Here is a 16,406-nt window from a genome sequence, read left to right as displayed (position 1 = left end):
GAGATTCTGGAGTGAGGACGATCCATACTGACGAAGAACTGCAGCGTTTGGCGGAGTTTCATTTGCCTGGATATCCTGCGGTGCAAAGCTTGAATGAGGCCGAAGAGGAGCAAGCACGTTCCGTCTCGACCAGTCCGGTTATTTTATGCGCTTCAACCCGCCGTATCGTGCTGATTAGCCCGTATCCGAACCTGCTGCATGAGCTGATTCGCGATCTTTCGGCCGCTTGTTACGATGTGCTTGTATTCCACCGTGTAGACGATCTCGTGCTGCATAGCCTGCAAGCGGATATGTACTTGCTGGACGGCGGCGCAGCTAACGTTCTGAGCTCGGATCCCGGCTTCCGCACGTTTATCGCCGATCCGGCGAAGCGCAAACGTTCAATTTCCATTAAGCCGCAAAGAGGCTCCGCTTCTTACGGAGGCAAAGCCGCCCGCCAAGCTGCCGAAGCATGGGGGCTTAGCTCTGCCGCGCCTCATGAGATGCTGGACCGCATCGGCCAATGGCTGCTGCGCGAGCCGGCCGTGGACGAAACCGGCGATCCTAGCATGCTCGGATTCAAGGATCTCGTTATCGATACAAAGCGCATGGCCGTATTCCGCTCGGGTATTCGGATCGACCTGACAAAGACGGAGTACGAGCTGCTGCTCCATTTCATCCAGGCGGAAGGCGCGGTGCTGACCCGCGAGCACATGATGGAAGATATTTGGGGAGCGACCTTTTTCGGCAACAGCAACGTCGTTGATGTGCATGTCAAAAGTCTCCGGCGCAAGCTGGGCGACAGCGCTGTTTCTCCGAGTTATATCGAGACTGTACGCGGAGTCGGTTACCGATTGGCTGACTGATCCGCTGGCAATAAAGTAAAAAGCCGTCGCTTCCGCGCAATGTCATTAATTTAAGGGCTAACTTAATGACATTGTCGCTTCTGCGACGGCTTTTTTTGTGAATTTAAGTGATGGTTCACCTCACTTGAATCAGCTATTTACCCACATGTACAGAAGCCCTATTAACACCGCTGAAAAAAGAAACGCCGCGATTAAAATTTTACCGGGGGAATTCACCCGAATCACTCCTCTTTATAAAGATTACTGACCCTATTAATGAACAGCATCTGCCTTTTGTCGAGCTCCATATTTTCATTCTACTATAGGCCTTGATGCTGCATTTTTCTAACATGCGAACAATTTGAGGCGTTTGAGCCTTCGTTTCTTTCCGATGCAAAGCGGGTAAGGTATAACACCATACAAGCAGGTTACGCATAGCGGAAACAGGCAAACGGAGGGACGAACCAATGGAAATTCCAACGGGCTTGATCGGATACGGCTTGTCCGGCTCGGTGTTCCACGCGCCGCTGATCGCGGCGGAGAAAGGGCTGAAGCTGGCGGGAGTTGTAACATCGCAGAAGGAGAAGGTGCGCGAGGACTTCGCGGATGTTGAGGTCTACGATGATGTTGAAGCGCTGCTGGACAGCGAGGTGGAGCTGATCGTTGTGGCCAGCCCCAATACGCTGCATGCCGAGCATGCCCGCAAGGCCATTTTGGCCGGAAAACATGTCGTCGTGGAAAAACCGTTTACGATCACAACTGCAGAGGCCGAGGAGCTGATTGCGCTGGCGCGGGACAAGGGCGTCCAGCTTAGCGTTTTTCATAACCGGCGCTGGGATAACGACTTTCTCACGGTCAATCAGGTGCTGGCATCCGGCGCGATTGGACGTGTATCCGTTTATGAGGCGCATTATGACCGCTACACTCCGGAAGTGGAGGGCGAGACGGCCTGGCGGGAGCAAGCGCTGCCGGGCTCAGGCATTTTGTACGATCTTGGCTCTCACCTGATTGACCAGGCGGTGCAGGTGCTCGGCATGCCGGAATCGATCTGGGCCGACCTGCGGCTGGACCGCGAGGGCGCGGAAACGGTTGACTATTTCCATCTTGTGCTCGGATACCCGCAGTCCCGGGCGATTTTGCGGGCGGGTACGCTCGTGCGTCAGGCCGGTCCGCGTTTTATGGTGCATGGAGATTTGGGCAGCTTTAACAAATACGGACTCGATCCTCAAGAGGAGCAGCTTAAAGCCGGCTTGCGCCCGGGCGACCCTGACTGGGGAACGGATAAGCCCGAATGTTTTGGCGAGCTGACGACGGCGGTTGGAGAGCTTACTGTGCGCACGAAGGTGGATACGATACCGGGCAGCTACGAATTGTTTTATCGGGGCGTCGCCGCCGCGATCCGCAACAAGGAGCCGCTGCAGGTGGAGCCGCGGGATGCGCTGAGAGTCATTCGGCTGATTGAAGCGGCGCAGCGGAGCGCCAAGGAGAAACGTGTTATCGATTTATAATACACTCCAATCCGTTAGGCGGTTAGTTTGTTAGGTCTCGATTACATTGTATACGGGGAGCTCCTTTTCATGATCAATATGGACCATTCCTTTTTGCATGTTTCCGCAATGGAGGCATGGGGAAGGGAATGGTTATTTGGCTTGCTCCAAAAACATCGTTAAATCGGGACAGGACGGGCGGTTGAGCCGCTCCAGGTCAAAAACAACAAGTCAGGGCAGGAATGACATATCGCAGGATTGTCTATTCTGAGAGAGGTGAAGTAAAAAGCAACAAAGCAAAAGCATCTTTCACAAGTTTACGATGCAGGGATCGGGAGGTAGCATGTGGAATAGGAACGGCCGCAGAAGCTGCGAGGCGTTAGGCTGTTAGGCTATGCCGGGTCATCGTTTGGATGAGGATTCGGAAATCCCGGTTTGATCTGCAAGCGCTTCCCCTTTCCTGCATATGTCCGTGCCAGATCCAGGTACCTTTTACCGCAGTCGCGAATCAGAAGTTATTCCTATTAGGAGGCTCAATCATGTCGAATACGAATGAACAAACGAAGCGCCGTCCCAACATTCTGTTTATCCAGACGGATCAGCAGCGTGTCGATACGCTGCGCAGCTACGGCGGCGAGGTATGCCGCACTCCTTATTTGAACGAGCTTGCGAAAGAAAGCGTAGTGTTTGACAATGCGTACACGAGCTGCCCTGTATGTACGCCGGCGCGCGCTTCGATGCAAACGGGCCTGTATCCGTTCAAGCATGGCATGCAAACGAATACGTACGGCATGGGCAGCATGGTCCACGAGCTGCCGGACACGCCGCGCCTGCTGAGCAGACAGCTTCAAGAGCAGGATTACAGCATTGGCTATACAGGCAAATGGCATCTTGGCTTCGGGCCGGAGATGGGCCAATGGCTGCGGGACAACCTCGCTTACATGCGTTTCCCGGACATTCATGCGGGCGTCCGTTCGCTGCCTTCAGACGTCGGTTATGAGGCGGACGATTTTGCCGGTCACGGCGGCGGCGGCATGAACTATCCGCTGTTCAAGGATTATTTGGCGCAGAACGGTCTGACCTGGCAGGAGGAGAATAAAGTGAGCGGGCATTTTGAGTTCCACTATGCCTCCGAGCTGACTTCTCCGATTGAATCGACGGTTGAATACTATTTGACAGAGCGCGCCATTCATTATATCGATCAGTTCCGCGAGCGCGACGAGCCGTTTTTCTTCTCTATGAACTTCTGGGGTCCGCATGAGCCTTACATTGCGCCGACCAAGTTCCTGGACTGGTACCGAGACGTAGAGCTGGAGCCTTGGCCGAACTTTTATGACGACAACAAGGATAAACCATCCATTCATCAGATTAAAAAGGGCAACACGAAGGAATGGGCCGATTTTGTGCCGTACATCAAACACTACTATGCCGCGATGAGCAGCATCGACGATCAGATCGGACGTCTGTTTGATTACCTGAAAAAGCATGATCTGTACGATAACACCGTCATTATCTTTACGGCCGACCACGGCGAATCGCTCGGCATCCACGGCGGCCTGTGCGACAAATCGTTCTTTATGTACGAGGAAACCTGCCGTATTCCGCTTATCGTGAAGCCTGCCGGAGCCAACAACGAGGCGCGCCGCGAGGCCAGCTTTGTGGGCACCTGCGATATTCATGCGACGATTCTAAACATCGCCGGAATTGAAGCTCCTCCTGCAGGATCGGACGGTCAGTCTTTTGCGCCGATGCTGGAAGGCAAGCAGGTCGACAATTGGCCGGATTGCGTCGTAACGGAAGGCGCAGGCCTGGAGGCCGCTATGTTCACTCAGCGCATGCTGCGCAAGGACACGTACAAATACGTGTTCAACTGCGGCGACATGGACGAGCTGTACGATCTGGCGAACGATCCGCATGAGATGACAAACCTGATCAACCGCAGCGATTACAGCGGCAAGCTGGCCGAGCTGCGCCAGTCGCTCGCCGACTGGATGATCCGCCACGAGGACTCCCTGCTGAAGCAGTTCAAGCGCATGCGCATGGAGTAGCGGGGCTGGTTGTTGCTGACGGTTGACTGCACAGGTTGAAGTTGAGCAATCACTATGTTTTATACTTGAAAACCCCCGGATCCTTTTATGGTACCGGGGGTTTTCTATGTAGAACATGAAAATAGAAGTGAATCAATCGACTATCTCAACCTCGCTATCGTTATTTCCTGCATCATGCAGAAAATAAGTAGTTCCGTCTTCAGCTGTAAAAGTTAACTCGGCCGGAACGATTTTTCCGCTTGATGAACGAAGATTAATTTTAGAGGCGGATTTTTTTAAAGAGCCGCCCCAAACGGTATGCCCGACCATATTCCCATTTTCTACAGTTGGATAAAAAGCTTTGACAATTTCACTATGGCCATTAATTAATTTGGTGTCATAGTAATATCGCCAAAGTGATTTTTCGTCTTCCTTTCGAAGTGTCAGTATATCTAGTTTTGATTGCGTTCCGTCTTTCTTTTCATATAGGTAAAAACGAAACGATGTTTTCTCCATCGTTAGTTTGATTTCAGTTTTATCTACTCCGTGTTTCCAAAGAATTCCTGTTGTCGTGCGGTTGATAACAATAAAGAGAAGGCCGCCTAATAATAGCAAACCTGCTGCTGTCAAAGATAAAACAACAGCTTTTTTGTTGAAGATCCCCAAATGAATCAACTCCTCAATCAAGGGATATTCTCTATACGTCAAACGGCCACCTGCTTTTGAGCAGGCGGCCGTTTGGTAATTCTATGGATCCCCGCTAAATTGCAGCGCGCGCATCATCGTGCGCCGGCACGTCCCCGGCGCGTCTGGCGCGCGGCGGCGTAGCCCGCGCGCTGAAGCTCGCGCTGCTGCTGCTTGCCGGGACGAAGCAGCAGCAGCGCAAGCAGTCCGGCCGCCGCTGCGCAGGCGGCCATTACGGCAAGGAGCAGGGGCACGGAGCTTCTCAGCAGCAGCGAGGCCGCGGGCGGTCCGGCCGCCACGCCGACAAAACGCATGCTGCTGTAAAGCGAGGAGATCGTGCCCCGCTCCTCTTTGGCGATGCCTTCGGTAATGAAGGCATCGAGGCAGGGCAGGGCGGCGCCGAGGCCAAGCCCGGCGGCGCTCAGCCAGGCGATGCGAGCCGCCGTCGGCATGTCGGCGATGCATAGGGCAATAGCTGCGGCGGCAAGCGCCATGCCTGCGGTTATCGTCCATTTCATCGCTTGTTTATGCTCGCCGATCAGCTTGCCCGCCGTGAAAGAGGCGGCGCAAAGCACGGCGAGCGGGATGGCCAGCACAAGCCCTTTCGTTATGCCGGTTAAGCCGTTGGTTTTCTCCAGCGTTTCCGACAAATAAAACAGCAGCCCGAACAGCGCCAGCATGCTCAGGCAGCCGATGATGAACAATGCTGTCAGCCAGCGGGCATTGGCTTTGTACAGCTTAAACGCATTGCCGATGAACCGTTTCGGCGATATGGGAATGGCGGCTTTTTTTTCAGGAGTTCTTACCAGAATCAGAAGCAGCACAATGGATACCGCGCACAATAAAGGAACCGTCCAGAATGGCGCCTGCCAGGCCAGCAGCGCCAGAGCTGCTCCGGCGATGGGACTGAGCACTTTGCCGAACGTATTCGCCGTTTCGATAAGTCCGAGTCCGGCGCTGACCTCTTCCTCGCGGCGAAACATGTCGCCGACTAGCGGCAGTACGATTGGCATCGCTCCGGCTGCGCCGATGCCCTGCAGCACTCGGCCCGCCAGAATAAGAGCGTATGCGGACTGGCCTAAGCCGCCGGCCCATCCGCATAAAGCCCCGCCGGCCCCGGCCAAAATCAGACTAGGGATAATGACTTTCCTGCGGCCGATGCGGTCCGACAAATATCCTGCCACCGGTATGAGTAAAATCGCCATTACGGAGTACACGGTGATGAGCAGACTCGACTGCAGCGATGAAATGCCCAGCGCTTCCTGAATGGCAGGAAGCACCGGGATTAGCATAGAATTGCCAAGCGTCATAATGAGCGGTACGGAGGCAAGAGCCAGCAGGGCGGATTTGTTGCTCGTGTTAGAAGACAAAGACATGACCGGTTGGCATCCTCCCGTCGTGCAATCGTCTGCCGTTATAAGAACGGTGATGCTGCCAAGGCCAGTTGAATCATGTTACCCCGCCTCTTTTGCAGCTGTTCAAATCACCGTGAAGGCGGCTTGACGCCAAATTACTATGCAACGGCGCGCCGGTTTTCATACGGCTGACATTTGGCTTATAACTGGGAATAGTCCGATCGACACAGGTAGATGACGGTGATGTTTCCTGCCGTCCGAGGTTCGGGTTCAGCCGCCTTCTGCATCGGTATCGACCTGCGGAAACTGACGTTCGTACAGGCTGCGGTAGCGCCCGTCCCTTTGTAAAAGCTCTACATGAGTCCCGCTTTCCGCGATGCGGCCGCTCTCCAGCACGACGATGCAGTCGGCGCTGCGAATGGTAGAGAGGCGGTGTGCGATAACGAGACAAGTACGGCCTTTTAGCAGCGTTCCTAAAGCTTCCTGAATGAGCGCTTCCGATTCCGTATCGAGCGATGCGGTCGCTTCGTCCAGCACGATAATGGCTGGATCGGCCAGCAGTGCCCGGGCGATAGAGAGGCGCTGTTTCTGACCGCCCGACAATCTGACGCCGCGTTCGCCGATCTCGGTGTCGTAGCCTTGCGGCAGCGCCTCGATGAAGCCATGCGCCCGCGCCGCCTCCGCTGCCTGCAGCAATTCCTCCTCCGTGGCTTCCGGTCTGCCGTACAGCAGATTTTCCCGTACCGTCCCGCTGCGCAGCATCGTTTCCTGGGTCACAATGCCGATCCGCCGGCGCAGCGAAGACTGCGTAACCTCGCGCAGCTCGGCTCCGTCTACGGTAATGCGTCCGTCCCATACCTCGTAATAGCGCAGCAGCAAATGGGCAAGCGTGGACTTGCCTGCGCCGGATGAGCCCACTAGCGCCGTTGTCCGGCCGGCCGGAAGCGTCAAGTTGAAATGCTCCAGCAGCGGCGGAGTTATAAATGGCTGTCCATAACCAAACGTAACGTCCTCAAAGCGGATTTCTCCGCCGGATACGTTCAGCTCCACGGCTCCTTCGCGGTCAGCGACCTGCGGCTTGGCATTCATCGTCTCCACAATGCGGTCATAGGCTGCGGCGGATTGCTGCACCGTTGTCATGAGCCGGCTGAAGCGGCGGACCGGATTTTGCAGCAGGCGCAAATAGGCGAGGTATGCGACAACGGCTCCCGCCGTCATTTCTCCCTGCATCGCCTGCCAGGAGCCAAATGCAAGCACAAACGCCATGCCTGCGTACTGCAGCAGATCGATGGCTGGCCCGAACATCGCTGAAAATCGCGTCGCTGCTAAATTCGCCTCTTTATTGGCTTCGCCGAGCTCGGCGAAGCGCTCATTTTCGCGTTCTTCCGCCGCAAACGCCTTAACGAGCCGGATTTGCGACAGGCTGTCCTGCAGCTGTCCGCTCATATCGGCTACCGTCTCCTGCACATTTCGGTAGCTGCGGCGCAGCTTTCCTCCGTATACTCGGGCGGCGAGCATCATAAGCGGAAAAAGCAGGAGCAGCACGGCGGTCAGCTGCACATTTTGCCAGAGCATAAAAGCGGCAATTGCCACAAAGGTGACGGCGTCCGTCAGGATGCCCATCGTTCCTCCGCTGACCATCTGCTGGAGCTGATTGACGTCGTTTGTAACGCGGGACATCAGTTCTCCGGTTCTTCTGCGGTCGAAGTAAGCCAAATCCAGGCTTTGCAGATGGCGGTAAAGGGAAGTGCGGATGTCCAGCACCGTGCGCTGGCCCACCTTGGCAAACGCATAACTGCTAATATAGCCGAACAGGCCGAGCAGGACGGCAGTTGCCATTACTCCGCCGGCAATCGCCGGAAGGATGTCGTAGTTGTGATCTGGAATGGCATGGTCAATTGCATATTGGGTAAGCCGAGGAATGACAAATTGCAGGGCTGCGATGCAGCCCGTTGCGGCCCATGCCGCGAGCAGCAGCGGCCATTGTCCCCGGACATGAAGAAACAGGCGGCGAAACATCGGCCAAAGAGGAGCGCTCGTTTTTTCTGCGGCTGCAGCTTTGGCGAATTTGCGTTTCATTTCGCTGGACACCTCCTATACAGGGGTCTCTGAGTCATCTGTTATCCGCATACGATGAGGGAAACGCTTAGCTTAAGCTCACGTAAGCTTAAGCCGGAAACAACCGCTTGGTTCCAGTTTGCAAGGGAAGCCGAATGACAACCTCCGTGCCTTCACCGACGGTGCTGCGAATAAACATAGAGCCGCCATGATTGCTGATAATCCGCTGGCTTACCATGAGTCCGAGGCCGTTGCCAGTCTCTTTGTTCGTATAAAACGGTTCGCCTAAACGATGCAAGTGTTCCTCGGGAATGCCAACGCCTTCATCGCGGATTAAAATTTCAGCCAAATCATCATCCGCCTGCTGCAGCGTAACGGTTAACCGTCCGCCGCGCTCCGGCATGGCCTCAATACCGTTTTTCATAATATTAACGAACACCTGCTTGAGCTGATTCGGCTCGCAAACGACAAATGGAACGCCTACATCCAGATCCATGTGTACGCTCACATTATTAAGAATAGCTTCCGGCTCCAGCAGGGCGGCCATATCCTCCAGCATGTGACGCAAATCGCAGGCTTGATACCGGTCAGCTTGGGGCTTCGAGAGGACGAGAAATTCACCCACGATAAAATTGATCCGGTCGAGCTCGGACAGCATGATGTTCAAGTAATAGGGCGACAGAGGTTTGCCGCTCAGCTGCATCTGCACAAAACCGCGCAGCGTGGTGAGCGGATTGCGGATTTCGTGGGCGACGCCAGCGGCAAGCTGTCCGACAATCGTCAGCTTTTCGGTGCGGCGCAGCAGCTCTTCGGTCTGCTTGCGGCTTGTAACATTACGCGTTATACAGGCTACCGCAATGACGACGCCATGCTGGTTGCGGATAGGAGACGCCGTTGTGCTGACATCGAGCCGCCGCTCGTCCTTCGTCTGCATCCAGGTTTCGGCATCGACCCAAGGAACGCCAAGCAGCACGCTCTCAATCATCCGTTCCACGTCCTGAAGCTGCTCCGCAGGCAGCTGTTTGATGCCGTCTTCCGTTAACTCGTCCTCCTGCCAGCCAAGCATGGCTTCAAAGGCGCGGTTGGCGCTGATTAGCTGACCCTTCAGATTATAGACATGGATGGCGTCGCGGGTATGAGTGAAAAATGATTCCAAATACTCTTTGGTGCTCCGCAGCTCCTCGGCCGATTCTTTGAGCCGGGTTGTATAGGTGTTTAAATTCGAAGACATGACGTTAACGCTGAATGCCAGCTCGCCGATCTCGTCCCGCGTCCGGACTGTAATGGGATAATTAAAATTTCCGGCGGCAATCTGGTTCACTCGGCGCACGACGAGCCGGAGATTGTGGACGGCGACACCGGCCAGCCAATAGCTGACGACAACCGTAATAGTAAGCAGCACGATGGAGATGGCAGACAGCAAAATCAGCTGCCGCCTCGGCTCCTCCTTAAAGGCGGACTTATCAAGCGTAACAATCATGACGTATTGACGAATGCTGTCTACCTCAAACGGTATGTAGCCGCGCAGCACTTCCCTTCCGCCAACTTTCATATTTTGAAGCAGCGTTTGCTGCGTTTGCGCTGCCTGGTGGATGAAGGAGTAATCTTCGTCAGCAGCAAGCTTATAAGTGCCGAATTCAGGAGCATGGCTGCGAAGGCCGGCGCTCCCGGCCCCGGGCGTGGCGTTGGAAGGAAGCAGGCCGAGGTTAAAACCGCTCACTTCCAGCAGCCCGCGCAGCTCAAGCGTAGAATTATCCAGCGTTAAGCTGCCTTCATCAGGGCTTGCTGCAATTAAGCTGCCGCCTTGGCGAACGCTTCGAATTATATAGTCCGTCGAGCCGTCATAATAGTAGCTGGTCAACAGACGCATCCCGTTTTTTGCTGCGGAAGTTTTGGCCCAGAAATCCCGCAGGCTGATGCCTCCCGGCAGCGTGACATATTGTTTATCGTACAGCTGCTGGATTATTTCGCGCTCCGGCGACTGGAATAGAGCAGGCTCATCCTGCTGAATGTCCTTGCCCGCCGATAAAAATACGCTAAATCCTGCATGATCCTCTTTAATCAAGGTCAAGCCGTCCATGCCTAGCTGAAGCCGCACCTCGTCCAGCTTATCTGGCGTTATTTTTTCGGATTTTGGTCCGAGTATCGCTTTGGCGGCAATGGAAGCGATTCGCTGCCGCTCGGAAAGACCCAGATCCAAATAATAACCGATTTTCAGCGTCGGGCTAAGCGTATACTTTAATTGATCTTCCGCCGCTGCCATCTGCTGCTCCGCCGCATGCTGGACCTGTGTGCTGGAATAAAGATAAAAAACGAGCAGCGTTAAACCAAGCACGGTCGTAACGACGGCGAATATTAATGCGGACAATTTGAGTTTGATGGACATGCCGTAGTTCCTTTCTTCGTAAACGGACGGCACAGACTGGTATCCGGTTCAGGAAACTCCCGACCAGAACATATCCATAATCCGCTTAGCAAGCTCATCTGTCGAGGGATACATCCGCTTGGCTGCGGGGCGGTTCCCGATCATAAGCAGGGCGGTATAAGAATGAGCGAGCAGCATCGGATTGTGGCCGTGCCTGAGCTCTCCAGATGTGCCAGCTCGCTCAAAATGGACGCATAACAAATCATGCAGCCCTTGTTCAGCCTCGCGAATCGCTGACCGCTGGCCCTCGTTCAAATAATGGGAAGCCTCGCGCATAAGCGTCTCAAATTCGATATGCTGAGTCATGGCCAGCCTGCGCTCCGCAACGGCCAGCAAGCGCTCTCGCAAGGTTCCTTCCTGAAGCAAAATCCGTTCGGTGCCTTTGCGGGCAAGCTGCAGCATGCGTGACACCGCCGCTGTAAACAGCGCGGGTTTGCTGTCAAAATGGTAATACACCGAAGCCTTGGTAACGCCGCACAGCTCAGCAATTTCATTCAACGAAACGGCATCGTAACCTTTCTCCATAAACAGGGAAGAAGCGGTTTGCAGCACGAGCTCCCTGACGGGGATCCGCTCCTCGGAGCGAGGCCGCCCAGGGGATCGTTTGCCGGGTTCGCTGTCTGGCCGGGCAGAGCCGTTTGAGTTTGAATTCGTAGGTTGCATGCGGATGCCCTCCTTTCTCTTGCCAAGCGGCTGACGGAAAGCGACCGTACATTGTAACGCTCTCCAAAAACCGCCTTCTCTGGAAAATAAGTTTACCATGAAATACAGGAAAAAGGTGACACGGACGCTTCAAAGCAGCGCAGATCCGTCATGGTTAAAGAACGATTTCGAAGGTGAAAAAACAAAAAGCAGCCGGAGGGCTGCTTTTGCTGAATGATTCAATCCATTTCATAAATCGAACCCGATTTGCTGGCAAACAGCTCCGAATATACTTTCTCGGCGTAGCTGTCGGTCATGCCGGCGATATAATCGGCGACAAAACGCGGCCAGCTCCATTTGGCGGAATGCTGCTCGTAGCTTTGCAGCCAGTCGGTCGGAATAATAAGCCGGCCTGTCTCCGGTTTGATGAAGCTGTCCCATAAGCGGCGAATCATAATTTCACTGCGCATTTGCAGCCGTTGGACGCGGAAGTCCTTGATCAGCGTCACCCAGGCCAGCTTTTTGAGAATTTCCATCGTGCGCAGCAGCTCGTAATCGCAGGCTCCGTCGCGGACAAACGTCACCCGTTTCCAGCCGTCTTTGTCGATGATGCCGATTCGTCCGGCGAATGTGCTGACCCATCGAGCTTTAATTTCTCGCCGGGAGCGCGACGACTCGCGCCCGACAGAGCGGTAAATTTGCTCCCACTGGCCGATGAACTCGTCCAGCACGCGGCGGACCATCGCAGGAATATCGACCTCTTCCCAATGAAAATCCTTATTTCCTTCGTCGTCGACGATTTCCTGCACCAGATGGGAATGGAGATGCTCGCTTTCAAAAAAAGAGCGGTCCATGACAATTTTTCCGGCACGGATTCCGTCCTCGATATCATGGGTGGAATAAGCGATATCGTCGCATAAATCCATTAGCTGGGTTTCAAGCGTGCGCGCGCCTTCCGGCATGTCCCACCGTCCGCGAAGCTCGTTGATAATATCCCATTCTGGACCGTATACGCCTTTGAGACGGCCCGGTTCATCAAGGCAGTACGGATATTTATTAACGGCGAGCAGCACAGCGGCGGTGAGATCAAGCCCGCTGCCGCTTCCGGCGCGTTTTTCGAGAAACATTAGAATGCGGAAATTTTGCGCGTTGCCCTCGTATTTCATTCCAAACTGCTCCTGGAGCAGATGATTCAGCACCTCTTCGCCGCGATGGCCGAACGGCGGATGCCCCAGATCATGCGCAAGAGCTGCGCATTCCACAACGGCGGGGTTGACAACAAGTCCGGGGTGCTCGCTGTTTTCCGTTTTGACAAAAGGATAGTGCTTGGCCAGTCTGCGCGCCGCTTCGCGGGCGATCTGCGACACCTCCAGAGAATGTGTCAGCCGCGTCCGGTAGTAATCCCCGGAGCCTGCGCCGAAAACCTGGGATTTGCCCTGCAGCCGGCGAAAGGCCGGCGATTGAATCAGGCGGGCATAATCGCGTTCATATTCTTCGCGTTCCTCGCTAAACGTGCCAAGGGCAGGTTCGTCCAGCCGCATATGTCGAATGTCCATTGTTGCCGCATCTCCCTTGGGCTCTCTGCCGCTTGCTGCGGCAGGTTTATTGCTGTTTTGCAGCAGATTGCACTGCTCCCGCAAATGCGGGAGGCTTATTTCTGCAAGCAGAAAGCTTATTCCATCGATTGTATCACTAGGCGCCGTGCGCCCGAAAGGGGGGATAGCGGAGCGGTTAATCGCCGACGGCCTGCAGCTCAGGCAGCGATTGGATCGCTTCGCGAATGACGGCGCAGGAATGGGCGAAACGGAGCTGTTCGGCATCGTTCAGCCTTAGCTCCAGCACTTCCTGTATACCGCTGCGCCCGATAATCGCCGGTACGCCTATTCCTATATCTTTTGCGCCATACTCCCCGTCCAATACGGCGGACACCGCTGCGATCCGGCAATCATTGTTGAAAATCGAGCGGGCAATCGACGTGAGCGCAGCGGCAATGCCGTAATGGGTAGATCCTTTGCCCAGCAAAATGTCCCAGCCGGCGTTCCGCGTACGCCTTTCGATATCATCCAGGCTTATATTTCCGAACCGCTGCGGATGCTGGGATATGATGTCCGACAGCGGCTTGCCGCCAACTGTAACATGCGACCATACCACGAACTGGGACTCTCCATGCTCGCCCATCACATATCCCTGTACGCTGCGGGGATCGACCGGCAAATGCTCGGACAATAGCGTTTTGAGCCGGGCGGTATCGATGGAGGTGCCGCTGCCGATTACGCGCTCCCTCGGCAAGCCCGACAGCTTCCACACCATGTAAGTTACGATATCAACGGGATTGGTCGCGACTAGAAAGATGCCGTCAAAACCGCTGGCCATCATCCGGCCGATCATGTCCCGGTATATCTCGTAGGCGGAATCCAGCAAATCAAGCCGCGAACCGCCCTCAACAGGGTTGCCACCGGCACACAGGACAATCAGATCCATATCGCCGCATTGCTCTAATGTTCCGGCGTAAACCTGCGTCCGGGAATGGCTGAAGTCGACACAATGAGAAAGGTCCTGCGCCTGGGCGCGAGTCCGTTTGTCGCTGCGCCCGACGAGCATAATTTCATCACAAAGCGACTGATTCAGCATTGCGTAAGCGCAGCTCGCTCCGACGTAACCCGCACCGATAATAGCAGCTTTGCGAAGTTTGCCCGCCATAATTTCTCTCTCCTTTACCTCATTTTCATGATATAAAATATGACGGAAAGGACGTCCGATTTCGTAGGACAACAAAAAAAAGTTTAACATGTCAGTTTAGCTAACAAATTTGTTGTGGACTGGCAGAGGCTGGAGCTTGACGCAAGCGTTTTAGATGGGCTATAGTGTGCGTACACCGGGCGGTTATAGCCGTTTCGGGTGTTCCATTTAATTTCATAGCCGTTTTCTAAGGCGTGCGACTATTTGATTAGGCATGAGCCAAGGAAAGTGTAGAACAGAGGCATTGTTAGCCAACAATGCGATTTTTGTCCTGTTCTCGCTATCCTTGGTTTTTTTGCGTTCTCCGGGGAACGGTAAAGGAATGAGCGGAAGGAGGAGGAGCGATGGGGGCGGCTGCAGACTACAGAATTGAGCGGTCCGTAGGCAACAACGTCGTATTGACGGTTCGCTCCGACACAGGCCAGGAGTACGTTCTGTTCGGGAAAGGGCTTGGTTTTGACGCTAAGGGCCAGGAAGTGCTTTCCGGTGAAGATTCTAGAATTGAGAAGCGCTACCGGCTGGACGACAAGGCGGAGGCCGACCGGTACCGGCTGCTTCTGGAGGAGATCGAGCCGGAGTCGGTGGCGATAGCCGAGCGAATTGTTGAGCGCATCCGGCGGGACATGGGCATTCCGGTTAGTCCCAAAGTATATTTTGCGCTTCCCAGCCATATACAGTTCGCCGTTTACCGGCTGCATAGCGGCATGGAAATCAGCAACCCTTTTCTGGAGGAGACCAAGCTGGCGTTTCCGCAGGAGTATGCCATCGCGGCTGAGGCGGCGCTCATGATTGAGGAGGCGTTCGGAGTGCCGATTCCCGAGGAGGAGATCGGGTTTCTAGCCTTCCATGTGCATTCGGCGGCAGGAGAGCTGTCTGCGGGTCAGCTGGCTCGCCGATCCAAGCTTGTCGGCGAGACGATTGCGCTCATTGAGCGCGAGGGAGGCATCTCTATTCCGCGCAGCGGCAGCGATTATGCCCGTCTCGTGATGCATCTGCATCATGCGGTGGATCGGCTGTCCGAGGGCAAAAGCTCCACCAACCCCTTCGCCGATGAAATCGCCGAAAAGTTCCCCGATGTGCATCGGATTGCCGCGCTGGCGGCGGTGAAGATGAAGGAGGAGCTGGATCTTCCGGTCAGCAAAAACGAGATCGCTTTTCTGGCGATGCATGTGCATCGTTTGCTGGAGGCCTGGGGCGGCAAGGGGACCAAGGCGGAGCAGCTGGAAGCGCCGGGGGATGGTAAGCGGCAGGCTTGAGGAGCGGTCCAGATAAGTTAGTCAAATGACCTTAAGCCGCACCGGAACGTGCTGGACGGTTCGAATAAGGTCGTCAAACGACCTTAAGCCGCGCCGAAACGCGCTGGACGGTTCGAATAAGGTCGTCAAACGGCCTTAAGCGGCACTGGAACGAGCAAAGTGGTGCGGTTAAGGTCGTCAAACGACCTTAAGCCGCGCCGAAACCTGCTAAACGGTTCGAATAAGGTCGTCAAACGACCTTAAGCCGCACCGGAACGAGCAAAGTGGTGCGGTTAAGGTCGTCAAACGACCTTAAGCCACACCGAAACGCGCTGGACGGTTCGAATAAGGTCGTCAAACGACCTTAAGTGGCACAATAACGACCTTAAGCGGACCATTATTTCACTTGAAAGGAAGATCAACCATGTTCAAAAAAATGTTCAGCAGCAAAAAACAAGCCGTCGTCGAAGCAGCTGCGGCCATGACGGGGCGGCTTGTTCCGCTGGCCGAGGTGCCGGACGAAGCTTTTGCCCAGGGGATGATGGGACCCGGCGCGGCGATTGAGCCGGCCGAAGGCGTAGCGGTAGCGCCGTTTGACGGCGTCATCGCGCATCTGATCGATACGCATCATGCAGTCATCGTTGAGCATGAATCCGGGCTGCAGCTGCTCATTCATATCGGCATCAACACGGTGGGCATGAAAGGCGATGGCTTCAAAGCGCTCGTTAAAACCGGCGACGCCGTCAAAGCTGGACAGCCGTTGATTGAGTTTGATATAGAGGCGATTCGCGCGGCGGGCCATTCCATAATCTCCCCGGTTATCGTTGCTGAGGAAGAGGCGGCTGAAAAAGTAGAATGCCGGTATGGCTCGGTTAAGGCTGGAGAGATCGGCAGCTATTTGGTCACGCTCAAATAAGTCCGTTTACAACC

Annotated in this window: 12 protein-coding genes; 5 read left to right on the top strand and 7 right to left on the bottom strand. The window is 54.9% G+C overall.

The features are described 5' to 3' along the window. The first annotated feature begins 11 nt into the window (after positions 1-11). From M3223_RS09940 to M3223_RS09930, 3 genes are all read left to right on the top strand, one after another. Positions 12-845, top strand: a complete 834-nt coding sequence (locus M3223_RS09940) for a winged helix-turn-helix domain-containing protein (RefSeq protein ID WP_251561147.1) — start codon at positions 12-14, stop codon at positions 843-845. A 446-nt stretch (positions 846-1,291) separates the two neighbouring features. Then, positions 1,292-2,332, top strand: coding sequence for an oxidoreductase (locus M3223_RS09935; RefSeq protein WP_251561146.1), 1,041 nt, complete (start codon positions 1,292-1,294; stop codon positions 2,330-2,332). Between the two features lie 518 nt (positions 2,333-2,850). Then, the gene (locus tag M3223_RS09930) at positions 2,851-4,359 is read left to right on the top strand and encodes a sulfatase-like hydrolase/transferase (RefSeq protein WP_251561145.1); all 1,509 of its coding nucleotides are present in this window, start codon (positions 2,851-2,853) and stop codon (positions 4,357-4,359) included. A gap of 132 nt (positions 4,360-4,491) precedes the next feature. Here M3223_RS09930 and M3223_RS09925 read toward each other — a convergent pair whose 3' ends face one another. The 7 genes from M3223_RS09925 to M3223_RS09895 form a co-directional block, all read right to left on the bottom strand. After that, positions 4,492-5,046, bottom strand: a complete 555-nt coding sequence (locus tag M3223_RS09925) for a hypothetical protein (protein ID WP_251561144.1) — start codon at positions 5,044-5,046, stop codon at positions 4,492-4,494. A gap of 71 nt (positions 5,047-5,117) precedes the next feature. Next, a complete protein-coding gene (locus tag M3223_RS09920) occupies positions 5,118-6,398 on the bottom strand; it encodes an MFS transporter (RefSeq protein WP_251561143.1) in 1,281 nt (426 codons plus the stop codon). A 249-nt stretch (positions 6,399-6,647) separates the two neighbouring features. Continuing rightward, positions 6,648-8,456 carry an ABC transporter ATP-binding protein gene (locus M3223_RS09915; RefSeq protein ID WP_251561142.1) on the bottom strand — a complete coding sequence of 603 codons (1,809 nt, stop codon included), beginning with the start codon at positions 8,454-8,456 and terminating at the stop codon, positions 6,648-6,650. 88 nt (positions 8,457-8,544) lie between these two features. After that, a complete protein-coding gene (locus M3223_RS09910) occupies positions 8,545-10,821 on the bottom strand; it encodes an ATP-binding protein (RefSeq protein ID WP_251561141.1) in 2,277 nt (758 codons plus the stop codon). A gap of 48 nt (positions 10,822-10,869) precedes the next feature. Then, positions 10,870-11,523, bottom strand: a complete 654-nt coding sequence (locus M3223_RS09905; RefSeq protein ID WP_251561140.1) for a TetR/AcrR family transcriptional regulator — start codon at positions 11,521-11,523, stop codon at positions 10,870-10,872. A 218-nt stretch (positions 11,524-11,741) separates the two neighbouring features. After that, positions 11,742-13,058, bottom strand: coding sequence for a deoxyguanosinetriphosphate triphosphohydrolase family protein (locus tag M3223_RS09900; RefSeq protein ID WP_251561139.1), 1,317 nt, complete (start codon positions 13,056-13,058; stop codon positions 11,742-11,744). 175 nt (positions 13,059-13,233) lie between these two features. Then, positions 13,234-14,202 carry an L-lactate dehydrogenase gene (locus M3223_RS09895; RefSeq protein ID WP_251561138.1) on the bottom strand — a complete coding sequence of 323 codons (969 nt, stop codon included), beginning with the start codon at positions 14,200-14,202 and terminating at the stop codon, positions 13,234-13,236. A 383-nt stretch (positions 14,203-14,585) separates the two neighbouring features. Between M3223_RS09895 and M3223_RS09890 the strand changes: the two genes are divergently transcribed. Further along, a complete protein-coding gene (locus M3223_RS09890) occupies positions 14,586-15,497 on the top strand; it encodes a PRD domain-containing protein (RefSeq protein ID WP_251561137.1) in 912 nt (303 codons plus the stop codon). A 403-nt stretch (positions 15,498-15,900) separates the two neighbouring features. Beyond that, a complete protein-coding gene (locus M3223_RS09885) occupies positions 15,901-16,392 on the top strand; it encodes a PTS sugar transporter subunit IIA (protein WP_251561136.1) in 492 nt (163 codons plus the stop codon). The last annotated feature ends 14 nt before the right edge of the window (positions 16,393-16,406 follow it).

This window comes from Paenibacillus pasadenensis, from assembly GCF_023715725.1.
Lineage (GTDB): Bacteria > Bacillota > Bacilli > Paenibacillales > Paenibacillaceae > Paenibacillus_O > Paenibacillus_O pasadenensis_A.
This window is presented reverse-complemented; position numbering and strand designations above follow the sequence as displayed.